General features: G+C 72.0%; 19 protein-coding genes and 4 tRNA genes. 11 read left to right on the forward strand and 12 right to left on the reverse strand.

Features of this window, described 5'->3' with window-relative positions; all coding sequences use genetic code 11:
* The first annotated feature begins 102 nt into the window (after positions 1 to 102).
* The 3 genes from ACFYYR_RS19110 (at position 103) to ACFYYR_RS19120 (ending at position 4953) form a co-directional block, all read left to right on the forward strand.
* Positions 103 to 1869 (forward strand): hypothetical protein, encoded by a 1767-nt coding sequence (locus tag ACFYYR_RS19110; protein WP_388854317.1) that lies wholly within the window; start codon positions 103 to 105, stop codon positions 1867 to 1869.
* 522 nt (positions 1870 to 2391) lie between these two features.
* Complete coding sequence (locus ACFYYR_RS19115) at positions 2392 to 3885, forward strand: N,N-dimethylformamidase beta subunit family domain-containing protein (RefSeq protein ID WP_388854320.1); 1494 nt, start codon at positions 2392 to 2394, stop codon at positions 3883 to 3885.
* 165 nt (positions 3886 to 4050) lie between these two features.
* Positions 4051 to 4953, forward strand: coding sequence for a phosphoribosylaminoimidazolesuccinocarboxamide synthase (locus tag ACFYYR_RS19120; protein ID WP_388854323.1), 903 nt, complete (start codon positions 4051 to 4053; stop codon positions 4951 to 4953).
* Positions 4954 to 5278: 325 nt separating this feature from the next.
* Here ACFYYR_RS19120 and ACFYYR_RS19125 read toward each other — a convergent pair.
* From ACFYYR_RS19125 to ACFYYR_RS19150, 6 genes are all read right to left on the reverse strand, one after another.
* Positions 5279 to 5351, reverse strand: a tRNA-Gly gene (locus tag ACFYYR_RS19125).
* Between the two features lie 41 nt (positions 5352 to 5392).
* Entirely contained in the window at positions 5393 to 6028 is a 636-nt protein-coding gene (locus ACFYYR_RS19130; RefSeq protein ID WP_388854326.1) for a response regulator, read from the reverse strand.
* Positions 6025 to 7563, reverse strand: a complete 1539-nt coding sequence (locus ACFYYR_RS19135; RefSeq protein ID WP_388854328.1) for a histidine kinase — start codon at positions 7561 to 7563, stop codon at positions 6025 to 6027. Before ACFYYR_RS19135 ends, ACFYYR_RS19130 begins: the two co-directional genes overlap by 4 nt.
* 351 nt (positions 7564 to 7914) lie before the next feature.
* Positions 7915 to 7987 (reverse strand) — tRNA-Gly (locus ACFYYR_RS19140).
* Between the two features lie 92 nt (positions 7988 to 8079).
* Positions 8080 to 8151: transfer RNA gene (locus ACFYYR_RS19145), tRNA-Gly, on the reverse strand.
* 87 nt (positions 8152 to 8238) lie between these two features.
* Positions 8239 to 8556, reverse strand: coding sequence for an Lsr2 family protein (locus tag ACFYYR_RS19150; RefSeq protein WP_351514235.1), 318 nt, complete (start codon positions 8554 to 8556; stop codon positions 8239 to 8241).
* 298 nt (positions 8557 to 8854) lie between these two features.
* Here ACFYYR_RS19150 and purS point away from each other — a divergent pair, with 298 nt between their 5' ends.
* The 3 genes from purS to purL all read left to right on the forward strand — a co-directional run bounded on the left by purS (position 8855) and on the right by purL (position 12112).
* Positions 8855 to 9100, forward strand: a complete 246-nt coding sequence (gene purS / locus ACFYYR_RS19155; protein WP_351514237.1) for a phosphoribosylformylglycinamidine synthase subunit PurS — start codon at positions 8855 to 8857, stop codon at positions 9098 to 9100.
* A complete protein-coding gene (gene purQ / locus ACFYYR_RS19160) occupies positions 9097 to 9777 on the forward strand; it encodes a phosphoribosylformylglycinamidine synthase subunit PurQ (protein ID WP_388854332.1) in 681 nt (226 codons plus the stop codon). The genes purS and purQ overlap by 4 nt, the downstream gene beginning before the upstream one ends.
* An 85-nt stretch (positions 9778 to 9862) precedes the next feature.
* Positions 9863 to 12112 carry a phosphoribosylformylglycinamidine synthase subunit PurL gene (purL, locus tag ACFYYR_RS19165; RefSeq protein WP_388854335.1) on the forward strand — a complete coding sequence of 750 codons (2250 nt, stop codon included), beginning with the start codon at positions 9863 to 9865 and terminating at the stop codon, positions 12110 to 12112.
* Between the two features lie 213 nt (positions 12113 to 12325).
* Here the strand turns inward: purL and ACFYYR_RS19170 are convergent, their stop codons facing one another.
* Entirely contained in the window at positions 12326 to 12721 is a 396-nt protein-coding gene (locus ACFYYR_RS19170; protein WP_388854338.1) for a nuclear transport factor 2 family protein, read from the reverse strand.
* Positions 12722 to 12836: 115 nt separating this feature from the next.
* Between ACFYYR_RS19170 and ACFYYR_RS19175 the strand changes: the two genes are divergently transcribed.
* The 3 genes from ACFYYR_RS19175 (at position 12837) to purM (ending at position 16586) form a co-directional block, all read left to right on the forward strand.
* Positions 12837 to 13634, forward strand: a complete 798-nt coding sequence (locus ACFYYR_RS19175) for a sterol carrier family protein (RefSeq protein ID WP_388854341.1) — start codon at positions 12837 to 12839, stop codon at positions 13632 to 13634.
* 276 nt (positions 13635 to 13910) lie between these two features.
* Entirely contained in the window at positions 13911 to 15485 is a 1575-nt protein-coding gene (gene purF, locus ACFYYR_RS19180) for an amidophosphoribosyltransferase (protein WP_388854344.1), read from the forward strand.
* A 33-nt stretch (positions 15486 to 15518) separates the two neighbouring features.
* Positions 15519 to 16586 carry a phosphoribosylformylglycinamidine cyclo-ligase gene (purM, locus tag ACFYYR_RS19185; RefSeq protein WP_388854347.1) on the forward strand — a complete coding sequence of 356 codons (1068 nt, stop codon included), beginning with the start codon at positions 15519 to 15521 and terminating at the stop codon, positions 16584 to 16586.
* Positions 16587 to 16835: 249 nt separating this feature from the next.
* Here purM and ACFYYR_RS19190 read toward each other — a convergent pair whose 3' ends face one another.
* Complete coding sequence (locus ACFYYR_RS19190) at positions 16836 to 17090, reverse strand: DUF3073 domain-containing protein (RefSeq protein WP_388854350.1); 255 nt, start codon at positions 17088 to 17090, stop codon at positions 16836 to 16838.
* A 399-nt stretch (positions 17091 to 17489) separates the two neighbouring features.
* Positions 17490 to 18593: a Leu/Phe/Val dehydrogenase gene (locus ACFYYR_RS19195; RefSeq protein ID WP_388854353.1), complete on the reverse strand. Its 1104-nt coding sequence runs from the start codon at positions 18591 to 18593 to the stop codon at positions 17490 to 17492.
* A 242-nt stretch (positions 18594 to 18835) separates the two neighbouring features.
* Here ACFYYR_RS19195 and ACFYYR_RS19200 point away from each other — a divergent pair, with 242 nt between their 5' ends.
* Both ACFYYR_RS19200 and bldC read left to right on the forward strand, forming a co-directional pair.
* Complete coding sequence (locus tag ACFYYR_RS19200; RefSeq protein WP_388854357.1) at positions 18836 to 19672, forward strand: hypothetical protein; 837 nt, start codon at positions 18836 to 18838, stop codon at positions 19670 to 19672.
* A 489-nt stretch (positions 19673 to 20161) separates the two neighbouring features.
* Positions 20162 to 20368: a developmental transcriptional regulator BldC gene (bldC, locus tag ACFYYR_RS19205; RefSeq protein ID WP_003949541.1), complete on the forward strand. Its 207-nt coding sequence runs from the start codon at positions 20162 to 20164 to the stop codon at positions 20366 to 20368.
* Between the two features lie 493 nt (positions 20369 to 20861).
* Here bldC and ACFYYR_RS19210 read toward each other — a convergent pair whose 3' ends face one another.
* From ACFYYR_RS19210 to hrpA, 3 genes are all read right to left on the reverse strand, one after another.
* On the reverse strand, positions 20862 to 21413 hold the full coding sequence (locus ACFYYR_RS19210) for a DUF6274 family protein (RefSeq protein WP_388854360.1): 552 nt from the start codon (positions 21411 to 21413) through the stop codon (positions 20862 to 20864).
* A 120-nt stretch (positions 21414 to 21533) separates the two neighbouring features.
* A tRNA-Asp gene (locus tag ACFYYR_RS19215) sits at positions 21534 to 21608 on the reverse strand.
* A 135-nt stretch (positions 21609 to 21743) separates the two neighbouring features.
* Entirely contained in the window at positions 21744 to 25697 is a 3954-nt protein-coding gene (gene hrpA, locus ACFYYR_RS19220; protein ID WP_388854363.1) for an ATP-dependent RNA helicase HrpA, read from the reverse strand.
* Positions 25698 to 25868 lie beyond the last annotated feature (171 nt).

A 25868-nucleotide genomic window follows, 5' to 3' on the forward strand; every position in this document is an offset into this window, starting at 1 on the left:
CGGCAAGTGGCTCACCGGCATTGCGGTGCCGGGGCCCGGTGCCACAGTGGGGGAGTGGGCAAGCCGCGACAGGCAGTAGCCAGCAGGGGGTGACCTTCGATCGTGTCCGAACCGTCCGGTGCGGAGCCAGGCTCGCACTTCGCGCGCTCCAGGGCGCTGGCGGTGCTGCGTGTCCGCAGCACGGCGCTGGCCGTCGCCCTGCTGCCCGCCGCCGTCGCGGTCGTGCTGGCCGTCGCCGCCGCCACGGACCGGATCGGCGGCCCCGGCTGGGACGCGGCCCGCTGGGCCTGCACCGCCCTCGGCGCGCTCGCCCTGCTGCTCGCGGCGGCCGTGGCCGCCGTCGTCGCACGGGCCAGGCCCGCGGTCAGCCCCACCGTGCCGATCGCCGAGGAGACGGCACCGGACCTCTACCGCCTCGTCCGCGACCTCGCGGACCGGCTCGACGTACCGGCGCCGTCGGCCATGGCGCTCACCCCCGACTGCGACAGCTGGCTGGAGGACCGTGCGCACCTCGCGGGCCGGGCCGGCCGCAGTGGCGCCACGCCGCCGGTCCTGGTCATCGGCTCGCCGTTCCTGTGGTGGATGCGGGTGGCCGAACTGCGGGCGCTGCTCGCGCCGGTGGTCGCCGGGACGGGCCCCTCGGCGCATCCCGACATAGCGGCCGCCCGCCGGTTCGTCCGCGGACTGGACGCGGCCGTGGCCGTCTCCGCGCGCCGTCCGGCCCTGCGCTTCGTCGGCCCGCCCGCGCGCCTGCTGCTGCGCCGCTGCCGCGACCGGGCGGCCGAGATGGAGCGGGGCGTGGCCGCCGCCGCGTCCGCCCGGGCGCAGACCGTGGACTACGGGCTGCGGATCGTCGCCCAGGAGCAGGTCGGGCTCGCCTACGCGGGCTGGGACCGGCTGCTGACCAGGGTGGCGCTGCCGGCCTGGCGGATGGGCCGCTGGCCGTCCCGGCTCGACGCGGGCGTGGTCTCGGCGCTCACCGAACTCTCCCGCCGCGACCGGCTCGCCGAAGGGTTCGCCGCCCGTCTCGGGGAGCGGCCCGCCTGCGATCTCCTGGAGGAGCCGGGCGCGGTCGACGAGGCGGCATCGCTGCTGGCCGCCCGGCTGTTCCACGGTGGCCCCCCGGTGCCGGGCCCGGACTGGTCCCCCCTCGACTGGTCGGCCTATCCGGAGGAGGTCGTCGACCGCAAGTGGCGGGCGGAGGCCGCCCGGCTGCACCGCGTCCTGGACGACCTCACCCCGCCCGGCACGGGAGCGCAGCCCCGCCCCGGAACCCGGCCCGGCGCCGGTGCGAGGCCCGGCACCGGCCTCCGTTCCGGGGCCGGTGAGCCGCGCGCCTCCGCCGCCCTGACGTCCACCGACACCGCCGGCCCGACCCTCGCCCGGGTGGTGGACCGGCTCGCCGCCCCGGGCGGGGTCGAGCTGGGGGAGCGGCTGGCCGAGCGTCTCGCCGCGGAGGTGGCCCGTGAGGAGGAGGCCGGCCGGCAGGCGGCCCGCACGGCCGCCCGGCAGGCGGGCGCCGCGCGTGGTGCGGACGGTGCGGGTCCGGGAGCCGGGGCGGGGCCGGAGCTGCCCGCGCTGTGGGGGGACGGGGTCACTCCGCTCTTCCCGATACAGAGTCCCCGTACGGGGCGGGAGTTGCTCGCCGACCACATCGTCGCGATGGTCTGCTGTGCCGCGGTGGACACCGCGGGGGCCGCTCCCGGCCTCGACTGGCTGGACGGCCCGGTCCTGCTGCTCGCCGGAAAACGCGGACCGGATCTGGGAGTTCCGGTGTCGGCCCTCGTCGAGGATGGCGATCCGGAGCCGCTCCGTGGTTGGCTGATCGCCGCGGGAGTCCGACCGGAAAAGCCCGTGCGTCTGGTCTAAGGTCTGTTCCTCGGGTCGGGCCCGGGTGGGATGCGGGCCTGTTGGGGGCACCTGCCGGCCGGCGGCAGGACGGTCGGACAGCGCGGGGAACTCCCCGCGCAGGGCGTGGAGGAACCTTCCGGCCGAAGGCCGGAGCGGAAGCGTCTCCCCGGCGAGGGGCCGGGGCGGAGCACTCTCCCGGCGCCGGCCGTGGGGGGACCTCCCGGCGGAATGCCGGGAGTACGGAGAAGGCGGAGGAGGGGGAGTCCATGCGGACCGTCGGCGACCGACGCCTGTGCCGCGGGGCATGTGCGCCCGGCACGAACCGGAGCCGACCCCTGGGCTCAGCCCCGTTACAGCCCCGAGAATGGACGTCTCATCGGAGTCGTCCTTCTCATCCGAAGAGTCATCCCATTTGCACCACTTGAACACCTGTCGACACGAGTCGGCACACACTGAATAGCCACGAACAGTTACGAACAAAGTGCTGAGTGTGATCTGCTGGAGCCGATCAGGGGACAGCAGCTCCGGGAGGGATCGTTCGTGAGCACGGACAAGATCCGCCGCTGGGAGTCGGGGGCGCTCGCGCACGCCGTCTCGGACCCCTTCGGCCAGGGCCCGCTGCCCTGGCTGCGCGGCAGCGAGAACTACTTCGACGACACCGGTCACGTCGTGCCCTGGTACGTCGACCCCGCCGTCGCCGCCACCGAGCCCGGCATCCCCGCCCCGCGGCGCGCCGACTCGCGCCCGGGCCCCCGCACGGCCGACGACGTCCGCCGCCAGATCAAAGGATTCGCCTCCAGCTCGGCGGTCGCGCCGGGCGAGGCCATCGACTTCCGCATCACGGTCGATCCGCCCCAGCAGTTCTCCGTGGACATCTACCGCATCGGCCACTACGGGGGCGACGGCGCCTCGAAGATCACCACCAGCCCCCGGCTGTCCGGGATCGTCCAGCCCGCCCCGCTCACCGCCGACCGGACCGTCTCCTGCCACCACTGGTGGCTGTCCTGGCGCCTCCAGGTCCCGACGTACTGGAGCACCGGCGCCTATGTCGCCGTGCTCACCACCGCCGACGGCTACCGCAGCCACATCCCGTTCACCGTCCGCGACTTCCACCCCGCCGACCTGCTGCTCCTGCTGCCCGACGTGACCTGGCAGGCGTACAACCTCTACCCGGAGGACGGTCACACCGGCGCCAGCCTCTACCACGCGTGGGACGAGGAGGGCCGGCTGCTCGGCGAGGAGGACGCCGCCGTCACCGTCTCGTTCGACCGGCCCTACGCGGGCGCGGGCCTGCCCCTGCACGTCGGCCACGCCTACGACTTCATCCGCTGGGCCGAGCGCTACGGCTACGACGTGGCCTACGCCGACACCCGGGATCTGCACGCCGGCCGGATCGATCCGACGCGCTACCGGGGGCTCGTCTTCCCCGGCCACGACGAGTACTGGTCGGTGCCGATGCGCCGCACCGCCGAACGCGCCCGCGACGGCGGCACCTCCCTGGTCTTCCTCTCCGCCAACACCATGTACTGGCAGGTGGAGCTGGCCCCGTCCGCCTCCGGCACCCCCGACCGCCTGCTCAGCTGCCGCAAGCGCCGGGGCCCCGGCCGGCCCGCCCTCTGGCGCGACCTCTCCCAGCCCGAGCAGCAGTTGCTGGGCATCCAGTACGCCGGGCGGGTGCCCGAGCCGTACCCGCTGGTGGTCCGCAACGCCGACCACTGGCTGTGGGACGCGACCGGCGCCGGCGAGGGCGAGGAACTGTCCGGCATGGTCGCGGGCGAGGCCGACCGCTACTTCCCGCGCACCTCCCTGCCCGAGCACAGCCACCGGATCCTGCTCGCCCACTCGCCCTACGAGGACGCCGAGGGCGCCGGGAGACACCAGGAGACCTCGCTCTACCGCGCCCCCAGCGGCGCCCTGGTCTTCGCCTCCGGCACCTTCGCCTGGTCCCCGGCCCTGGACCGGCCGGGCCATGTCGACACCCGGATCCAGCGCGCCACGGCCAATCTCCTCGACCGCATCTGCAAGCGGGACTGACGACCGGGGTGACGACGGCGCGGAGCCGGTCGCACGGTTCCGGCCCCCACCGGCTCCGCCCCGTCGTCGCCAACGTCGCCCCGGGAGGGCATCCACCCCTGAAAGGTCGCGGCCGAGCGGATGCGGGAGAATCGGGACTCCTGGATCAACCTACGCGGAGGCAGCGTGTCCGGATTCGTCGAAAAGCCCGAGCCCGCACAGGTGCCGGGTCTGGAGCATCTGCACACCGGCAAGGTGCGCGACCTCTACCGGAATGCCGCGGGCGACCTCGTGATGGTCGCGAGCGACCGCCAGTCCGCGTACGACTGGGTGCTGCCCACCGAGATCCCGGACAAGGGACGGATCCTCACCCAGCTGTCGCTGTGGTGGTTCGACCAGCTCGCCGACCTCGTCCCGCACCATGTGCTCAGCACCGACCTCCCCGCGGGCGCGCCCGAGGACTGGGCCGGCCGCACCCTGGTCTGCAAGTCCCTGCGGATGGTGCCCGTCGAGTGCGTGGCCCGCGGCTACCTCACCGGCTCGGGCCTCGCCGAATACCGGCAGACCCGCACGGTGTGCGGGCTCGCCCTCCCCGAGGGCCTGGTCGACGGTTCCGAACTCCCCGCGCCGGTCTTCACCCCGGCCACCAAGGCGGCCGTCGGCGACCACGACGAAAACGTCGCGTACGAGGAGGTCGTCCGCCGGGTCGGCCCGGAGACCGCCGCCGAGCTGCGGCAGCTCACCCTCGCCGTCTACAGCCGGGGCCGCGACATCGCCCGCGAACGCGGCATCATCCTGGCGGACACCAAGTTCGAGTTCGGCTTCGACGGCGACGACCTGGTGCTGGCGGACGAGGTGCTCACGCCGGACTCCTCGCGCTTCTGGCCCGCTGACGAGTGGGAGCCGGGCCGCGCCCAGCCGTCCTTCGACAAGCAGTTCGTCCGCGACTGGCTGACCTCGCCCGCCGCGGGCTGGGACCGCCACGGCGAGCAGCCGCCGCCGGAACTGCCCACCGAGGTGGTCGACCGCACCCGGTCCAAGTACGTGGAGGCGTACGAGCGCCTCACCGGGGTTCCCTGGGCCTCCTAGGGCGTGTTTCGAAAGTCCCGCCTGGCCGGAGGTGTCCGGCACGCACGCTCGCCGCGTTGTCGGTCGTCGGCGCAGCCCGCTGCGCTCTCCTCCCTCCGCCTTGCGATCGCACGCACCGGACACCTCCGGCCCCGCCCTTCGGGCGGACGACGCTACTTTCGAAACACGCCCCAGGGCTGCGTACGGCAGCCGGCCCGGTGTCCCCGCATCTGCGGGGACACCGGCCACCTCCGCCATCGGGCAAGCCCGCCCGAAGAGCCTCCGGCACCCCGGCGGACCGCACGAAAAAGGCCCCGGTCGTGATGACCGGGGCCTTCTCCTTCTGAGCGGACGACGAGATTCGAACTCGCGACCCTCACCTTGGCAAGGTGATGCTCTACCAACTGAGCCACGTCCGCAGGTGTCACTCCGGTGCCTTTCGGCGCCGCAGCGAGACCTACTATAGCCAACCTCGCTCGCGTGCGATGCGCACGGCCGTATGACGGTTCTCCGCGGACAGCTTCGCCGCTGCCGAGGAGAGGTAGTTCCGGACCGTCCCCGGGGAGAGCGCGGCCCGCCGCGCGACCTCCGCGACGGGCGCCCCGTCGGCCGCCAGCTCCAGCACCTCGGCCTCCCGGGAGGTGAGCGGCGAGTCCCCGGCGCTGATCGCCGCGGCCGCCAACTCGGGGTCCACATAGCGGTTTCCGCCGTGCACGGTGCGAATGATCTCAGCGAGCCGCTGTGCCGACACCGTCTTCGGCACGAAGCCCCGCACTCCCGCCGCCAGAGCCCGCTTCAACGGTCCCGGCCCGCCATGACTCGTCACGATCATGGTCCGGCAGCCGGGCAGTTCGGTCCGCAGAGATGTGGCGACCGCCACACCGTCCGCCCCCGGCATCTGCAGGTCCAGGACCGCCACATCGGGCCGGTGCGCCCGCGCCATCGCCAGCGCCTCCGGCCCGGACGCCGCCTCGGCGACGACGGAGAGATCGTCCTCCAGCGCGAGGAGCGCGGCCAGCGCACCGCGGATCAGATGCTCGTCATCGGCGAGCAGCACCCGCACCGGCGCCGGCCCGCCGCCCGTCTCCGGCGTCATGCCGACCCCTCCCGCACCGACGGGCGGTCGGCCGGCGCCGCGCTGCCGTGGCGCGCCGCCGCGCCGTCCGCGCCGTTGGCGGTATCCGAGCTGTCCGAGCTGTCCGAGCCGGCCGTCCCGTCCGCCGCGCCCCGCGGCGGGCCGCCGCCGTCCCGGGCCGACGGGATCCGGGCGGTGAGACGGAAGACGCCACCCGGCCGGGACTGTGTGGTGAGAGCACCGTCCAGGGACGACAGGCGCTCCCGCAGACCGGAGAGCCCGGACCCGCCGGGCCCGCCGGTGCGCTCCGCGCCGCCCGCCCCGCGCCCGGCCGGGCGCCCCGCCGGACGGGACGGCGCCCGGACCCCGGACGCCGCCTCCGGCCCGGTGGACGCCCCCGCCCCGGACGCCTCCACCAGCGCCTGCCCCGGAACGGTCACGCCGCCGTTCACGGTCACGCTGTCCTTCACCGCCACGCCGTCGTTCACCGGCACGCCGTCGTTCTCGATCACCAACACCGCCGTCGCGTCCTCCGTGACCCGCAGCCGGATGCTGCACGTCCCGGCGTCGCTGTGCCGGAGCACGTTCGTCGCCGCCTCCCGGACCACCCAGCCCAGCGCCGACTGGACCCCGGGTGCCAGTGCCGAGCCGTCGTCCCCCTCGACCCGGCAGGTGATCCCCGCCGCCCGGAGCACCGAACGGGCCCCGGCCAGCTCCACGTCCAGGTCGGCTTCCCGGTACCCCCGCACGACCTCCTGCACCTCGCGCTGGGACTCCCGCGCGATCCGCTGCACGTCCTGCATCTGCTCGACGGCCTCGGGCCGGCCGCGCTGTGCGAGCTGCACCGCCAGTTCGCTCTTGAGCGCGATCACCGACAGATTCCGCCCCATCACATCGTGCAGATCCCGTCCGAACCGCAGCCGCTCCTCGGCGACCGCCAGCCGCGCCTGCAACTCCCGGGTGCTGGCCAGCTCCCAGACCGCGCACAGCAGCCAGGAGGAGAAGCCATAGGTGAAGGTCAGCACGGTGCCGGCCATGAGCGACACGATCGCGAAACCGATCGCCTGCCGGCCTGGCAGGCCCACGGCCGCCGCTGCCCCGGCCATCGCGGCCGCGGTGCCCACCACCAGGTACAGCATGTGCCGCCGCCTGCGCATGACCAGCGACAACGGCGCCATCCCGAAGCCGACCAGCGCGCAGAAGGCGATGCTGACGGCCTCCATCTCCGGCAGCGCGCCGCTGGAGCACAGCGCCAGCACGGCCACACCCCCCGCCGCGGACACCGTGCCCACGACCGCGGCCAGGCGGACGGGGCGCTCCCGCCGGTCGAGCGCCCAGTCCAGCCCCCGCGACGACAGCAGCGCGCACACCACCGCATGCACCGCGATGAGCAGGATCAGCCAGCCCCGTGCCGGCGACGATCCCGCGCCGGCGGCCAGCTGTCCGCCGAGCCCCACCATCTCCATCAGCATGAAGAAGTGGAACGACCACCGGGTGTAGAGCTCGATCCGGGCAGCGTCGCTGCGCCGGTCCCACCACCTCGTCAGCTTCGACATCCCTACGAGACCCCCCGCTCGTGCCGTCTCCAGCGCGGGGTTCCCTCGGGAACCCCGCGCTACAGGAAAGCACGGCTGCGTCCGGTCCCCTCCGGTCCGGATTCGCGGGGCGCGCCCCGAACCGACGGGCCGGCGGGCATGGGGACCGAACGAGACGTAAAGGCTGGACAAGTCCGAAACCAGTGGAAATAAACCTGAATCCCCTGAATGGGATGTGCGGCGAAGAGGGCCACGATGTCTCACCGGGAACACGCGGAAGCCGGGCCGCCGGAACGTGCAGCCCCCACGCGAAGGGCACTGCAGCAACACGAAGAAGGCCCCGGTCGTGATGACCGGGGCCTTCTTCTTCTGAGCGGACGACGAGATTCGAACTCGCGACCCTCACCTTGGCAAGGTGATGCTCTACCAACTGAGCCACGTCCGCATGCCTCCGAACTTCAGCCCTTCGAAAAGGAGCTGCCGTCCGGCGCGACCACTACTGTACCCGATCCACCGGAGTGGTCGGAAAGTGATCAGAGCGGGTGACAGGGATCGCACACTGCGCCTCCCCCTTGGAAAGGGGGCGCTCTACTACTGAGCTACACCCGCGTGACTCCGTGAGGTCCGGCCCTTCGGCCTCGCCCCTCGGCGTGCTCCAGACTTTAGCTGATCACCCCGGGTGTCATGCAAGTCGGTTCAACGGGCGGCGTTGAACGCCTCGTAGACCTTCTTGGGGATGCGGCCGCGCGGCGGGACCTCCATGCCGTGGGACCGGGCCCACGCGCGGACCGCCGACGGGTCGGGGGCGACGGAGGTGCGGTGGTACGCCTTGCCGGACTTGGCACGCTTTCGGCCCGCCTCCACGTAGGGGGCGAGGGCGCCGCGCAGTTTCTCCGCATTGGCCTCGGTGAGGTCGATCTCGTACGACTTCCCGTCGAGCCCGAAGTTGACCGTCTCCGCCGCTTCCCCGCCGTCGATGTCGTCGGAGAGTGTGACCACTACGCGCTGAGCCACGGATATCGGTCCTTTCGTCCGACACCACCGCAATGACGTGCACGGATGCGGAGTGCCGAGATGTCTGTTGTCGGTTCTTTTTCATTTGTACAGCCGCAGGCATTGTATTGCGAAGCCCAGTTAATTCCGTCCGCGTGTCTCCGGGCAATCGGGGCTGCACGTTTTTCCCCGGATTTTCCTCGGCGGTTGCGGCGGTCGATACGTGAACGTGACCCGGGCCAGCATATCTACTCGCGTAGATTTTCGAACGGGGTACGCTGAGGTCACCGCCTTACGCACCACACCATCGGGAGTGCCAGTGGCACGCGTCGTAGTCGACGTCATGCTCAAGCCGGAGATCCTCGACCCCCAGGGCCAGGCGGTGCAGCGTGCACTGCCCCGCCTCGGCTTCGACGGAATCGCGGACGTCCGCCAGGGAAAGCGTTTTGAACTCGAGGTCGAGGGGCCGGTCGACGACGCCGCACTCGCCCGTATCCACGAGATGGCCGGGACCTTCCTGGCCAACACCGTGATCGAGGACTTCACCGTGAAGGTGGAATCGTGACCGCCCGCATCGGTGTCGTCACCTTTCCCGGCAGCCTCGACGACCGGGACACCCGGCGTGCGGTGACCCGGGCCGGCGCCGAACCGGTGGCCCTCTGGCACCGCGACACCGACCTGCACCAGGTCGACGCCGTCGTCCTCCCCGGCGGCTTCAGTTACGGGGACTATTTGCGGGCGGGCGCCATCTCCCGCTTCTCGCCGGTGATGGAGACCGTCATCGAGCAGGCCCGGGCCGGACTTCCGGTCCTCGGTATCTGCAACGGATTCCAGGTGCTCACCGAGGCCCATCTGCTGCCCGGCGCGATGCTCGGCAACGACCACCTCCACTTCATCTGCCGCGAGCAGAAACTCCGGGTGGAGAACGCGGAGACGGCGTGGACCGCCGACTACACCGCGGGCCAGGAGATCCACGTCCCGCTGAAGAACATGGACGGCCGCTACGTCGCCGACGAGCGCACCCTGGACATGCTGGAGGCGGAGGGCCGGGTGGCGTTCCGCTACCTCGACGGCAACCCCAACGGCTCGCTCCGCGACATCGCCGGCATCACCAATGAGGCGGGCAACGTCGTCGGTCTGATGCCCCACCCCGAGCACGCCGTCGAGCCGTTGGTCGGCACCGGTGGCACCGACGGCCTCGGGTTCTTCACCTCGATCCTCAAGAAGCTGGTCAACGCATGAGGCCGGCCGCCGGAACCGCCGCGGGAGCCATCGGGCGCCCCGGCACGCGACGCATGCACCACTCCGCGCGAAGGAGCGACCGAGCGTGACCCTCGACACCGTCAAGCACGCGGCCGAGAGCCCGGACACCGACCAGCCCTGGGCCGAACTGGGGCTCAAGCCGGACGAGTACGAGCGCATCCGCGAGATCCTGGGCCGCCGCCCGACCGGCGCCGAGCTCGCCATGTACTCGGTGATGTGGTCCGAGCACTGCTCGTACAAGTCGAGCAAGGTCCATCTGAAGCAGTTCGGCGAGAAGGCCCCGGAGAACGACGCGCTGCTCGTCGGCATCGGGGAGAACGCGGGCGTCGTCGACGTCGGCCAGGGCTACGCCGTCACCTTCAAGGTCGAGTCGCACAACCACCCCTCGTACATCGAGCCCTACCAGGGCGCGGCCACCGGCGTCGGCGGCATCGTGCGCGACATCCTCGCCATGGGCGCCCGCCCGGTCGCCGTGATGGACCCGCTGCGGTTCGGTGCGGCCGACCACCCGGACACCCGGCGCGTGCTGCCCGGCGTCGTCGCGGGCATCGGCGGCTACGGCAACTGCCTCGGGCTGCCGAACATCGGCGGCGAGGTCGTCTTCGACCCCTGCTACCAGGGCAACCCGCTGGTCAACGCCCTGTGCGTGGGCGTGATGAAGCACGAGGACATCCACCTCGCCAAGGCCAGCGGCCGGGGCAACAAGGTCATCCTCTACGGCGCCCGCACCGGCGGCGACGGCATCGGCGGCGTCTCCGTGCTCGCCTCCGAGACCTTCGACTCCACCGGCCCGGCCAAGCGCCCGGCCGTCCAGGTCGGCGACCCGTTCCAGGAGAAGCTGCTCATCGAGTGCACCCTGGAGATCTTCAAGGAGGACCTGGTCACCGGCATCCAGGACCTCGGCGGCGCGGGCCTGTCCTGCGCCACCAGCGAGCTGGCGTCGGCCGGCTCCGGCGGCATGCGGGTCGAACTCGACACCGTGCCGCTGCGCGACTCCTCCCTCTCGCCCGAGGAAATCCTCATGAGCGAGTCGCAGGAGCGCATGTGCGCGATCGTCGAGCCGGGCAAGGTCGACCGCTTCCTGGAGATCTGCGAGAAGTGGGACGTCATCGCCACCGTCATCGGTGAGGTGACGGACGGCGAGCGGCTGGAGATCTTCTGGCACGGCGAGCAGATCGTGGACGTGCCGCCGCGGACCGTCGCCCACGAAGGCCCGGTCTACCAGCGGCCGTTCGCCCGCCCGGAGTGGCAGGACGCCCTCCAGGCGGACCACGCGAACGCGCTGGCCCGGCCCGGAGACGGCGCGGAGCTGCGCGAGCAGGTCCTGAAGCTGGTGGCCTCGCCGAACCAGGCGTCCAAGTCCTGGGTCACCGACCAGTACGACCGCATCGTGCAGGGCAACACGGTGCTGGCGCAGCCGGAGGACTCCGGCATGGTCCGTGTCGACGAGGAGACCGGCCTCGGTGTCGCCGTCGCCACGGACGGCAACGGCCGCTACGCCAAGCTCGACCCGTACACCGGAGCGCAGCTGGCGCTGGCCGAGTCGTACCGGAACGTGGCCGCGTCCGGCGCGAAGCCGCTCGCCATCTCCAACTGCCTGAACTTCGGTTCGCCGGAGGACCCGGCGGTGATGTGGCAGTTCGCCGAGGCCACCCGCGGTCTGGCGGACGGCTGCCTGGAGCTGGGCACCCCGGTGACCGGCGGCAACGTCTCGCTCTACAACCAGACCGGCGAGAGCGCCATCCACCCGACCCCGGTGGTCGCGGTCCTCGGCGTCATCGACGACGTCAACCGCCGCACGCCGATCGGTTTCGCGGAGGAGGGGCAGCTGCTGTACCTCCTCGGTGACACCAAGGAGGAGCTGGGCGGTTCGGCCTGGTCCCAGGTGATCCACGACCACCTCGGCGGCCTCCCGCCGGCCGTGGACCTGGGCCGGGAGCAGCTGCTCGCCGAGATCCTGATCTCCGGTTCCCGGGACGGGATGATCGACGCCGCGCACGACCTGTCCGACGGCGGTCTGGTGCAGGCGCTCGTCGAGTCCTGTCTGCGCGGCGGCAACGGCGCCCGGATCGTCGTCCCGGAGGAGCTGGACCCGTTCGTCCTGCTCTTCTCGGAGTCGGCGGGCCGCGCGGTCGTCGCCGTCCCGCGCAGCGAGGAGCTCCGGTTCACCGACATGTGCGGCGCCCGCGGCCTCCCGGCCACCCGCATCGGTGTGGTGGACGGGGACGCGCTCGACGTCCAGGGCCAGTTCACCATCCCGCTGGCCGAACTCCGGGAGTCGCACGAGGCGACCATTCCGGGGCTCCTGGTCTGACGTTCCGCACGTCCGGCACCCCGCACGCGGCATTCCGCACGTCCGGCATTCCGCACGTCCGGCATTCCGCGCCGTGGCCCCCGCCCGTCTCCGGGCGGGGGCCACGCGCGTTCCGTACGGTGACCGAGCGCGTTCCGCTGCGCCTGCTGCGGGGAGGCTCCGGGCGGGCCGCCGGACGCCGTCCGCGCCCGTCCGCCGGACGGATCCCGCCGCTCAGCGCCAGAAGTCGTTCTCGACGTCGAGGTCCTCGACGCACTCGTCGAGGTCGGTGATCTTCCCGCCGACGATGGTGAAGATGAGTCCGCCGGGCATTTCGACGCCGCGGTCCTTGCGGTCCGCGTAGCTCCGGTGGACGGACATGACGTGCCCACGCCCGTCGGCGAAGAGGTGCTCGAGTTCGACCCGGAACGTGCCGTTGGTCTCCTCGGCGATGCGGCGGTACATCTGCAGAACGGCCTCGCGGCCCTTGTGGTGCCCCGAGAGCATGTGGTCACCCGGCACGTGGTGGGTGACGTCCGATGTCATCAGCGCGGACAGCGTGTCCATGTCGCCGTTGCTGAAGGCTTCGTAGCCCCGGCGCACCAGGGCACAGTCCGGGTGCTCAGCCATGATGATTCACACCTTTCTCTCCCGATATTCCCGTCTTTCCATCATCGGCCCGGGCCGGAGGGGTGTCCACGGGTCCCGGGGCGGTCCGGCCCGCGCACCGCATAGGCTCGCCGTCATGCCGCCCCGTACGCGCCGACCCCGGACCCGGACCTACGACTCCGCGAAGGTGAGAGCTGCCGTCACCGCGCAGCTGCGGCAGGTGCGGGACGCCGCGGCGGGGCTCACCGACGAACAGCTCGCACGCCCCACCCGGCTCGGCGACTGGACCGTGCGCCACCTCCTCGTCCACCTCGCCCGCGCCGTGGACAGCGTCGGGACCCTGCTGGAACTGCCCGCGCCGCCCGACCGGGAAGTGACGCTCACCGACTGGCCGTTCGTGACCGCGGGGTTCGCCGGGCACGTCGACCGCAGCACCCGCGCCGCGGCCCCGGCCGGCCGGCCGGAGGAGCTGCTGGCGGCCGCCGCGGACCGGCTGGAGCGGCTCCTCCCGGAGGCCCCGGACGACCGGCTGCTCGCCGTCCCCTCCGGCGGGATGCTGCTGGGCGACTACCTGGTCACCCGGTGTGTGGAACTCGTGGTGCACGGCGACGACCTGGCGGACGCGCTCGGCACGGAGATCCCGACGGACCGCCGGGCGCTCGCCGCCGTGACGCGGCTGCTCGCCGACGCGCTGGCGGCCCGGGCGCCCGGCGGCGCGGTGGAGGTGCGGATCCCGCCGTTCGCGGTGGTGCAGTGCGTCGAGGGCCCGCGGCACACCCGCGGCACCCCGCCGAACGTCGTGGAGACCGACCCGCTGACCTGGATCCGGCTGGCGACCGGCCGGACCGGGTGGGGCGCGGCGGTGGAGGCGGGGGCGGTCACCGCCGGCGGGGAGCGCGCGGACCTGAGCGGTCACCTGCCGCTCATGGCATGACACCCGCACGTGGGGCGGCACCCGCTTCCAGCCACCGGAACATCACCGTCCGCCCTTCCCCCGGCCGCCCGGGCCCGCCGCCGGAAGCCCTGCCGGGAAGTGTGACGTAGACGTCATCGGGCTCCGCCCCCGCCGCCCCGCACCCCCTTCCGGCCAGGCAGGACGCCGGTGTTCCGGCACCCGGACCGTCCCGCGGACGCCCGGATGATCTTCCGGGAGGGCTCCGCCGGTGTACGTGGTTCGGATGAATCCGCGACCTGGCCTAGACTCGGTGTCGTGCCACGTGGTGACGGACGACTCAACCACGATCTCCTCCCCGGCGAGAAGGGCCCTCAGGACGCTTGCGGCGTCTTCGGGGTCTGGGCTCCGGGAGAAGAGGTCGCCAAGCTCACCTATTTCGGGCTGTATGCGCTGCAGCACCGGGGACAGGAGTCCGCGGGCATCGCGGTGAGCAACGGCTCCCAGATCCTCGTCTTCAAGGACATGGGTCTGGTCTCCCAGGTCTTCGACGAGACCTCCCTGGGCTCCCTCCAGGGCCACATCGCGGTGGGCCATGCCCGGTACTCCACCACCGGTGCCTCGGTCTGGGAGAACGCGCAGCCGACCTTCCGCGCGACCGCGCACGGCTCCATCGCCCTCGGTCACAACGGCAACCTGGTCAACACCGCCGAACTCGCCGAGATGGTCGCCGCACTGCCGCGCGAGAACGGCCGCGCCACCCAGGTCGCCGCGACCAACGACACCGACCTGGTCACCGCCCTCCTCGCGGGCCAGGTCGACGAGGACGGCAAGCCGCTGACCGTCGAGCAGGCCGCCCCGCTGGTGCTGCCGCACGTCCAGGGCGCCTTCTCGCTCGTCTTCATGGACGACCACACCCTCTACGCCGCCCGTGACCCGCAGGGCATCCGCCCGCTCGTCCTGGGCCGGCTGGAGCGCGGCTGGGTCGTGGCGAGCGAGACCGCCGCCCTCGACATCGTCGGCGCCTCCTTCATCCGGGAGATCGAGCCCGGCGAGATGGTCGCCATCGACGAGGACGGGCTGCGCGCCAGCCGGTTCGCCGAGGCCCGCCCCAAGGGCTGCGTCTTCGAGTACGTCTACCTGGCCCGCCCCGACACCGACATCGCGGGCCGCAACGTCTACCTCTCCCGCGTCGAGATGGGCCGCAAGCTGGCCGCCGAGGCGCCCGCCGACGCCGACCTGGTCATAGCGACCCCGGAGTCCGGCACCCCGGCCGCCGTCGGGTACGCCGAGGCCAGCGGCATCCCCTACGGCTCGGGCCTGGTCAAGAACTCCTACGTGGGCCGGACGTTCATCCAGCCGAGCCAGACCATCCGCCAGCTCGGCATCCGGCTCAAGCTCAACCCGCTCAAGGAAGTCATCCGCGGCAAGCGCCTGGTGGTCGTCGACGACTCGATCGTCCGCGGCAACACCCAGCGCGCGCTGGTGCGGATGCTCCGCGAGGCCGGGGCAGCCGAGGTCCACATCCGGATCTCCTCGCCTCCGATCAAGTGGCCGTGCTTCTTCGGCATCGACTTCGCCACCCGGGCCGAGCTGATCGCCAACGGGCTGTCGGTCGAGGAGATCGGCAAGTCCCTGGGCGCGGACTCGCTGGCGTACATCTCCATCGACGGCATGACCGAGGCGACCACCATCGCCAAGCCGAACCTCTGCCGCGCCTGCTTCGACGGCGAGTACCCGATGGACCTGCCCGACCCGGAGCTGCTGGGCAAGCACCTCCTGGAGGCATCCACCACCGAGCCCGCGCAGCCCGCCGCGCCGCGCAGCGATGTGGACGGGGTCGGGACACTGACGGCCGGTATCGGCGCCGCCGACGCGCTGCGCCGCCCGTAGCCCGCCATCAACGACACGAAAGATCTCAAGGCCATGTCTGAGACCACTGGTGCCAGCTACGCAGCCGCGGGCGTGGACATCGACGCGGGCGACCGCGCCGTCGAGCTGATGAAGGAGTGGGTGAAGAAGGCCACCCGCCCGGAGGCCCTCGGCGGCCTCGGCGGCTTCGCCGGCCTCTTCGACGCCTCCGCCCTCAAGCGCTACGAGCGTCCGCTGCTGGCGTCCGCCACCGACGGCGTCGGCACGAAGGTCGACATCGCCCGGCAGATGGGGGTCTACGACAGCATCGGCCACGACCTGGTCGGCATGGTCGTCGACGACCTGGTCGTCTGCGGCGCCGAGCCGCTGTTCATGACCGACTACATCTGCGTCGGCAAGGTCTACCCGGAGCGGGTCGCCCAGATCGTCAAGGGCATCGCCGAGGGCTGTGTGCTGGCCGGCTGCGCGCTGGTCGGCGGCGAGACCGCGGAGCACCCCGGCCTGCTGGGCCCGGACGAGTTCGATGTCGCCGGCGCCGGCACCGGTGTGGTCGAGGCCGACCGGCTGCTCGGCGCGGAGCGCATCCGCAGCGGCGACGCGGTGATCGCCATGGCGTCCTCCGGCCTTCACTCGAACGGGTACTCGCTGGTCCGGCACGTGGTCTTCGACCGGGCCGGCTGGTCCCTGGACCGGGAGGTCGCGGAGTTCGGCCGCAGCCTCGGCGAGGAGCTGCTGGAGCCCACCAAGATCTACTCGCTGGACTGCCTGGCGCTCACCCGCACGACCGAGGTGCACGCGTTCTCGCACATCACCGGCGGCGGGCTCGCCAACAACCTGGCCCGGGTCGTCCCCGACCACCTGCACGCCACGGTCGACCGCTCCACCTGGACCCCCGGCCCCGTCTTCGACGTGGTCGGCGCGGCCGGACAGGTGGCGCGGCCCGAGCTGGAGAAGACGCTCAACATGGGCGTCGGAATGATCGCCGTCGTTCCGCAGGAGTCGGTCGACGTGGCGCTGGCCACGCTGGCGGACCGCGGTGTGGACGCCTGGGTCGCCGGCCGGGTCACCGAGCGCGCGGACGGGGCCGAGGCCGTGTCTCTCACCGGCGACTACGCAGGCTGAGGAGCCGGGCCGTGCACAGGGCCGGGGACCGCGGAGCGCCCCGACAGGCCGGGCTCCGGCTGCGGGGCCTGCGCGGAGCGCCGTCCCGGCCCACGGTCCGGGGCGGTGTGCATGCCCGGACCGGTCACCGGCACCGGGTCCGGACACGACAATGGGCCGGCCCGGGATCGTGCCCCGGACCGGCTCAGCGGTCGTGCAGTGGGCGGCCTCGCTGCGTGCGCGCCGCGGCCGGAACCGCAGCAGGCAGCGTCAAGCGCGCCGACGATAGGCGGACTGGTCGGACGACTGCTCGTCGTCCTCGTCCTCGTCGTTGTAGCGATCCGCGTACTGTGCGTACGGGTCGTCGTCCAGCTCATCGTCCTCGAACGGCTCGCCATTCGGCGGCTGGCTCGAAGTCGATGCGCCCAGCTCCTGAGCCAGGCGTGAGAGATCAGTCCCACCGCTGTTGTACTTCAGCTGGCGGGCGACCTTCGTCTGCTTGGCCTTGGCCCGGCCGCGCCCCATGGCTCGACCCCCTCAACGACGGGGCTCGACGGCCCCAGAGTCTTGACACGCGTTCATGATTCGGAGCGGACTCCCCTGGGAGAGACCGGTCCGTAGGGCTTCAACGGTACCTGCTTCCGTGGCCGTACGGTACGTCGTCCGCAGGACGCGCCACGTCGCAGGACCCACGGGGAGCCCCGTCCCCGCTGGTCAGTCGCGATTTTACCGGTCGGCCGGGATCGACCCGCCGAGGTGAGGTGAGTTCCGTCTCGTCAGCGGCGGACCCGGGGCCCGGAGGCCGCTGCCGGGTGTCCGCCGGCCCCGCCGCGGGCCGGCCCGTCCGCCCGGAGGCGGGGGACCGGCCCACAGTGGGGTGAACGGTGCGTGAACGGCGCCCGGGACCGGCCCCTGCGCCGGGCGTCAGCGCGCGGTACGGGCGCGGGATTCGGCCATGCGCTGCTCGGCGAGACGGTCCGCGGCGGCGGCCGGCGGGATGCCGTCGGCCTTGGCCCGGTCGAAGATCGCCAGAGTGGTGTCGAAGATCTTCGTCGCCTTGGCCTTGGCCCGGTCGAAGTCGAAGCCGTGCAGCTCGTCCGCGACCTGGATCACCCCGCCGGCGTTCACGACGTAGTCCGGGGCGTAGAGGATGCCGCGGTCGGAGAGGTCCTTCTCGACGCCCGGGTGGGCCAGCTGGTTGTTGGCCGCGCCGCAGACGATCCGCGCGGTGAGCACCGGGACGCTCTCGTCGCTGAGCGCGCCGCCGAGCGCGCACGGAGCGTACACGTCCAGGTCGTCCCGGATCAGTGCGTCGGTGTCCTGCACCGCGACGACCTCCGGGTGCTTGGCCCGGATGCGGTCCACGGACTCGGCGCGCACATCGGTCACCACGACCTGGGCGCCGTCCTCCAGCAGGTGCTCGACGAGGTGGTGGCCGACCTTGCCGACGCCCGCGATGCCGACCCGGCGGCCGCGCAGCGTCGGGTCGCCCCACAGGTGCTGGGCGCTGGCGCGCATGCCCTGGAAGACGCCGAAGGCGGTCAGGACGGAGGAGTCGCCGGCGCCGCCGTTGGCCGGGGAGCGGCCGGTGGTCCACTGGCACGTGCGGGCGACGACGTCCATGTCCGCGACATAGGTGCCGACGTCACAGGCGGTGACGTACCGGCCGCCGAGCGAGGCCACGAAGCGCCCGTAGGCGAGCAGCAGCTCCTCGCTCTTGAGGGTGTCCGGGTCACCGATGATCACGGCCTTGCCGCCGCCGTGGTCCAGCCCTGCCAGGGCGTTCTTGTACGACATGCCACGGGCGAGATTGAGGGCGTCCATGACGGCCTCGGCGTCGGAGGCGTAGGCATGGAAGCGGGTGCCGCCGAGGGCCGGGCCCAGGGCGGTCGAGTGGAGGGCGATGACGGCCCGCAGGCCGGTCTCGCGGTCCTGGCAGAGGACGACCTGCTCGTGTCCGCCCTGCTCGGAGCGGAAGAGGGTGGACAGCACGCCGAGATCGTCGGCTGGCGGGGGTACGTCGGTCACGGTGGTGACTCCCGAAGCGTGATGGGACGCCCTCCTGTGGGTGGGGAGGGCCGGCTGGGGTCAGGGTAGATCCTGTGCGGCCTCCGGGGCACCGAGGTGCCCCGATCGGGGGTCCGGGGCTCCGGCATTCGGCGGTCGGCGCCGGTGCACCGGGCCGCCCCGGAGCGCCCCGGGGGCGCCCGCACGTGGGACGATCAGGACTGTCAGGTGGCAACTCGCGGCGGCAGCGGAGGAGTAGGCGCGTGAGTCCGGCGTCATCGGTGGTCGTTCCGTACGCGGCGTATCTGCGGGTGTACGAGCCGCTGGCCGCCTTCCCCGAACCCGAGCGCTCGCACTGGTACCGCTATGCGGCCCGGGAGGAGCTGCCGACGGCGCAGGACGAACTCCGCCGTTCCCTGGCGGATTTGCTGCCGGTGCCGCCGGTGCCCGTCCCGGTGCACGAGAGCAGCGACGCCTTCGTGGCGGTCGTGGACGGCGTGACCTGTGTCTGTCCCTGGCGCACCCGGCTGCGCGGCTGGCTGGCCCTGGAGGAGCTGGCGGAGACCCTGCCGACGCCCGTGCTGGACGCCGTGCTGCCGCCGGTGGTGCGCCGGCAGGCCGAGGCGGACTACGAGCGCTGGCTGGAGCGCAACCCCGACGCCCGCCCCTGGATCCGCTCGGCGACCTGGCATGTCCCGGTCCGGTGGTTCGTGCTCTTCGCGGACAAGGAGCGCGAGTACCTCAGGGGCGGAGAGGGCCCGGTGCTGCGCTACCGCACCCCGATGGTCCAGGCCCGCCGGCGGGTGGCCCGCGGACTGAAGGTGCTGCGCGACGCCCTGGACGAGGGGACGCTGATCGACGGCCTGGAGGACGTCGGGAAGTGGCTCGAGGAGTTCCATCCGCGGTCGCTCGTGGAGCTCGACTACGGAGGGCTGGTGCATGCTCTTCCCGAGGACCTGCTCACCGAGGACCATTCGGCCGCCGATGTGGCCGAGGGGCTGAAGGCGCTGCGTGACGGAGACGGCACGCGGGCCGGCGAGGCGTACGAGCGGCTCACGGACCGGTGGCGCGGAGTGCGCGAGCGCCAGTTCGCGAGCTGAGGGAGCGTCTCCGCGGGCCGCATGCGGAGGGTTGGGACGAGGCAAGGGACTTAAGTCCTGATCCGGGCCAACGTGGCAAGGGTGATGGACGGCACTAAGCCGGGCCTTGCCCTCAACCACTACCCTCGTGTCAAAATAGGACAAGGAGTCCAGGAAGGGCTCCTTCCGTCCAACTAAGGGCGGAAAGATCGGTATTGCACTGCTTGGTGGGTCTCGTGGCCTCTGGTCACGCTGTGACTGATCGTCACGGCTGCGTGACTGTCCGCTATGGCATGGTCCATCGGCATCCGCCGAGGTTGAACACCTCAGAGGGCAATTCCATCGGTTTGGCCGACCCGGCTGGACGGATGGTGTAGTTGTAGTGCCGAGGACAAGCCGTTCGTCCTATAACCGACTCGGCCTGCGTGCGCCATTTCGGGCAACGTGGGTCAAGGTGCAGAATTTAGAGGAAAGAACCGTGATGGTTCGGTTCTCCCGAGGAGGCCGCTCATGACCGCTCGCACCCCTGATGCCGAGCCGCTGCTGACCCCGGCTGAGGTTGCCACGATGTTCCGCGTGGACCCGAAGACGGTCACGCGCTGGGCCAAGGCTGGCAAGCTCACGTCCATCCGTACGCTCGGTGGACACCGGCGCTACCGCGAAGCGGAGGTCCGGGCGCTGCTCGCGGGCATTCCGCAGCAGCGCAGCGAAGCCTGAACAACCGCATAACCGGGCAATTCGGGGCCCCCAACCCGGCTGTTGCCCACCTCAGCTCCACACGACGGGCGCCTGCCCCAACAGGTTCCTTCCCTCGGCATCGAGGGTGCGTCGTTGATCGCGCTGGACTCCGCCGGGTCCAGCGCGATCTTTTTGTGTCCGCACCCGTCCGGTGGTCCAACGGCCCCTGGACGGCGGGTTCCTGGCCGACGGGCCGCCGTCGGGGGCCGGGCGAACGGGTGGCCGGTGCGGAGCGAATGGCTCCGGCCGGGCTCCCCGGGGGCCCTCCGGGGGATGCCGGCGAAGCGCCGCTCCTGAGAGTGCAATTGCACATATTAAATTGAGCCGTTGTAGGGAGGGGTTAAGTTCCCCCCTTTTTCAAAGTTCGTCGGTGACTCCCGTCACACGGCCTCAAGCTTGTACTGCTGGGTAACCCTGCGGTAGTGGACACGCCGGGTGAGGGGCGTGTGGATGCCGGTCGAGGGCGGGCCGGTCAAGCGGTGGGAGTGCTTCCGGATTCATCGCGCCCCGGGGCCCCTTGAGGGGTGACGCGGTCACAGGTGGCGTTCTGAGGGGTTGGCGCGGCCTCGGGGTGCTGATCGGCGCCGGAGTTGCCGTGAGGTCGCGAGGCGGCCTCCTGAGAGGTTCGCGCCGTCGTGGCGTCGGGAGCGGCACCGGGAGCCGCGGCGGTGCCGTCGTGCGGGACGGTGCCGGCGGGCGTGTCGGACGTGCCGGACTCGGCGCGCGTTTCGGACGGGCCCGACTCCGCGGGTGTTTCGGACGGTACGGGCGCGGACGCCGGGCGGGCCGTCCCGTCCGGGGAGCGCCGGTCCTTCGTCGACTGCGGGCCCGGTGCCTCGCCCGGTCCCTCCCGGTCCCGCGATGCCTCCGGGCTCGGGTCCGCGCCGCGCTCCGCGGGCTCCATCGCCAGCCGCAGCAGCCGGTGGCAGATCGGGCAGTGCCGGGTCAGATGGCGGTAGCCGGAGGCGGCGGCCAGGTGCGCCCGCAGCAGTGCCTTCGTCTCATGTCGGACCGGTGTCCTCATGTGCGGCACCTCCCGGGCTCCCGTTCCCCTACTTGCCTGGGTACTCGGGGTCCGGGCCGCAGTCAAGGAGGCGGGAACGCGAAGAAGGCCCGGATCCTGGGGATCCGGGCCTTACTGCTGCGGTCCTGACGGGATTTGAACCCGCGGCCTCCACCTTGACAGGGTGGCGAGCACTCCAAACTGCTCCACAGGACCAGGTGTCGCAGCGGCGATCTCTCTTCGCTGCGATACGAGACTCTACAGCAGGTCAGGGGGTGCGGTCGAACTCGCGCCCGCGCGAGGTGCCCGGAGCCGGGAACCGCCGCCCCCGGCGGCGTTCCGGCCCGGCTCTCAGGCCCCCGGAACCGCCGCGTCGACCGCCTTCACGATCCGCTTGTCCGACACCGGGTACGCCGTGCCCAGCGCGTGCGCGAAGTAGCTGACCCGCAGCTCCTCGATCATCCAGCGGATCTCCCGGGCCTGCTGCGGCACCGGCTTCCCCGCGGGGAACTGCTCCAGGAGCCAGGCGTACTCGTCCTGCATCTCCTTCACCTTCGCCATCCGGGTCCGGTCCCGCTCGGCGTTGGTGGGGAGCTGCTGGAGGCGCCGGTCGGCGGCCACCAGGTAGCGCAGCAGGTCGGGCAGGCGGCGGGCGCCGTGATCGGTCACGAAGCCCGGCCTGATGAGCCCCGCCAGCTGCTCCTTGATGTCGGTGAGCGACGGCAGGAGCACCGGGGACTTCGTGGCCTTCAGCCGGCCCTCGCAGGAGTGCCAGGCCGCCAGCACCTCCTGGACCCCGCGGACGGTGTCCAGCGTGGCGTCCACCAGGTCGGCGCGCACCGCGTCGAAGAGCTTGCGGAAGCCCTCCTCGTCCCAGGCCGGGCCCCCACGGGCCGCGATCAGCCGGTCGGCCGCCGCGGTCACGCAGTCGTCGAAGAGCGCCGGCACGCTGCCGTGCGGCGAGCGGGACAGCGCCAGCTTCGCCTGGTTGCTCAGCTTGCCCTGGGCGAACTTGGCCGGGTTGGACGGGATGTTGAGCAGGATCAGGCGCCGGGTGCCGCGCCACATCGCCTCGGTCTGCTCCGCCTCGGTGTCGAAGAGCCGCACCGCGACCGTCGACCCCTCGTCGACCAGCGCCGGGTACGCCTTCACCGGATGGCCGGCCCGCCGGGTCTCGAAGGTCCGTGGCAGGGCGCCGATCGTCCACCGGGTCAGGCCGGTGCGCTGCTCCGGGCCCGGGCTGCCCGGGGCGGCGTCCGCGGCCTTTTCGAAGGCCTTGGTGATCGCCGCCCGGGTCCGGGGCTTCAGCTTCAGCTGCAGCCCCTCCAGGTCCTTGTCCTCGGCGAGCTTGCGGCGGCGCTCGTCGATCACCCGGAAGGTGATCTTCAGGTGGTCGGGGACCCTGCCGGGGTCGAAGTCGTCCGCCGTGACCGGCACCCCGACCATGCGCTGGAGCTCGCGGGCGAGCGTGAACGGCAACGGCTCCTGGCGCGGCACCGCCGAGTCGAGGAACCGGCGGGCGAAGTCGGGCGCCGGGACGTAGTTGCGCCGGATCGGCTTCGGCAGCGACCGGATCAGCTCGGTCACCAGGTCCGCGCGCAGCCCCGGGATCTGCCAGTCGAAGCCCTCCGCGGTGACCTGGTTGAGCACCTGGAGCGGAATGTGCACGGTCACGCCGTCCGCGTCCGTGCCCGGCTCGAACTGGTAGGTCACCCGGAACTTCAGCTTCCCCTGCCGCCAGGAGTCCGGGTAGTCGTCCTTGGTGACGGCTTCCGCGTTCTCGTTGATCAGCATCGACTGCTCGAAGTTGAGCAGTTCCGGCTCCTCCCGGCGCTTGTGCTTCCACCAGGAGTCGAAGTGGGCGCCGGAGACGACGTGCTCGGGGAGCTTGCGGTCGTAGAAGTCGAAGAGCGTCTCGTCGTCGACCAGGATGTCGCGGCGGCGGGCGCGGTGCTCCAGCTCCTCGACCTCGCCGAGGAGCTTGCGGTTGTCGTGGAAGAACTGGTGGTGGGTGCGCCAGTCGCCCTCCACCAGGGCGTTCCGGATGAACAGCTCGCGGCTGGTCTCGGGGTCGATGCGCCCGTAGTTGACCTTGCGCTGGGCGACGATTGGCACGCCGTACAGCGTCACCCGCTCGTACGCCATCACCGCCGCCTGGTCCTTCTCCCAGTGCGGCTCGCTGTAGTTCCGCTTGACCAGGTGCTGGGCGAGCGGCTCGATCCACTCGGGCTCGACCCGGGCGTTCACCCGCGCCCACAGCCGGGAGGTCTCGACCAGTTCCGCCGACATGATCCACCGCGGCGGCTTCTTGAACAGCGCCGAGCCCGGGAAGACGGCGAACTTGGCGCTGCGCGCGCCCAGGTACTCGTTCTTGTCGGTGTCCTTCAGCCCGAGGTGCGAGAGCAGGCCGGCGAGCAGGGAGGTGTGCACCCGCTCCGGCGCCGCGTCCTCGTCGTTCAGGTGGACGCCCATCGTCTTGGCGACCTGGCGCAGCTGGGTGTAGATGTCCTGCCACTCCCGTATCCGGAGGTAGTTCAGGAACTCGTTGCGGCACATCCGGCGGAACGCCGACGAGGACAGCTCCTTCTGCTGCTCCCGGATGTAGCGCCACAGGTTGAGGAACGCCAGGAAGTCGCTGGTCTCGTCCTTGAAGCGGGCGTGCTGCTGGTCGGCCTGCTGCTGCTTGTCCGACGGCCGCTCGCGGGGGTCCTGGATGGACAGCGCCGCGGTGATGACCATGACCTCGCGGACACAGCCGTTGCGGTCGGCCTCCAGCACCATCCGGGCCAGCCGCGGGTCGACCGGCAGCTGCGACAGCTTGCGCCCGGTGTCGGTGAGGCGCTTCTTCGGGTCCTTCTGCTGCGGGTCGAGCGCGCCGAGCTCCTCGAGGAGCTGGACGCCGTCCTTGATGTTGCGGCGGTCCGGCGGGTCGATGAAGGGGAACTTCTCGATGTCGCCCAGGCCGGCCGCGGTCATCTGGAGGATGACGGAGGCCAGGTTGGTGCGGAGGATCTCGGCGTCGGTGAACTCCGGCCGGGCGAGGAAGTCCTCCTCGGAGTAGAGCCGGATGCACACGCCGTCGCTGGTGCGGCCGCAGCGGCCCTTGCGCTGGTTGGCGCTGGCCTGCGAGATCCGCTCGATGGGCAGCCGCTGCACCTTGGTGCGGTGGCTGTAGCGGGAGATCCGGGCGGCGCCCGGGTCGATCACGTAGCGGATGCCGGGGACGGTCAGCGAGGTCTCGGCGACGTTGGTCGCCAGGACGATCCGGCGGCCCGTGTGGCGCTGGAAGACCCGGTGCTGCTCGGCGTGGGACAGCCGGGCGTAGAGCGGCAGCACCTCGGTGTGCCGGAGGTTCTTCTTGTTGAGCGCGTCGGCGGTGTCCCGGATCTCCCGCTCGCCGGAGAGGAAGACCAGGATGTCGCCCGGGCCTTCGGACTGCAGCTCGTCCACCGCGTCGCAGATGGCGGTGACCTGGTCGCGGTCGCCCTCCTCGCCGCCCTCCTCCAGCAGCGGCCGGTACCGCACCTCGACCGGGTACGTCCGCCCGCTGACCTCGACGATCGGTGCGTCGCCGAAGTGCCGGGAGAAGCGCTCCGGGTCGATCGTCGCCGAGGTGATCACGACCTTGAGGTCGGGGCGGCGGGGGAGCAGCTGGGCGAGGTAGCCCAGGATGAAGTCGATGTTGAGGCTGCGCTCGTGGGCCTCGTCGATGATGATCGTGTCGTACTGGCGCAGCTCGCGGTCGGTCTGGATCTCGGCGAGCAGGATGCCGTCCGTCATCAGCTTGACGAGGGTGTCGCCGCCGACCTGGTCGGTGAAGCGGACCTTCCAGCCCACGGCCTCCCCGAGCGGGGTCCGCAGCTCCTCCGCGACCCGCTCGGCGACCGTACGGGCCGCGATCCGGCGGGGCTGTGTGTGGCCGATGAGGCCCCGGACACCGCGGCCGAGCTCCAGACAGATCTTCGGGATCTGGGTGGTCTTGCCGGAGCCGGTCTCGCCCGCGACGATCACGACCTGGTGGTCGCGGATCGCCTCCAGGATGTCGTCCTTCTTCTGGCTGACCGGGAGCTGTTCCGGATAGTCGACCGCCGGGACGGCGGCGCGACGCCGGTCGACGCGGTGCGCGGCCTGGTCGGCCTCGGCGGCGATCTCGTCGAGGACGGCCTGCCGGGCCTCCGGTTTGCGGATGCGGCGCGCGCCGTCGAGACGGCGGCCGAGCCGTCGCTCGTCGCGGAGGGTCAGCTCGGACAGCCGCTCCTGCAGAGCGGCGAACGCGGGGGAGGCGGAAGGCGAGGATGTAGGCATACCTGGTCAAGGATCTCACCCCGCCGAAACTGTCGGCCAGCCATTTCCGTAACGACCGCGCGGGGCCGGTATCGGAGGGCCGCCGCGGTCCGGGCCCGGCCGGGCGTCGGAGGCCGGGCGGGGCGGCGCGCGGGGCCGGCCGGGGAGGCGCGCCGTGGGCCGGGAAAGGCT

The sequence above is a fragment of the Streptomyces sp. NPDC001922 genome (genome assembly GCF_042891165.1).
Classification (GTDB): Bacteria; Actinomycetota; Actinomycetes; order Streptomycetales; family Streptomycetaceae; genus Streptomyces.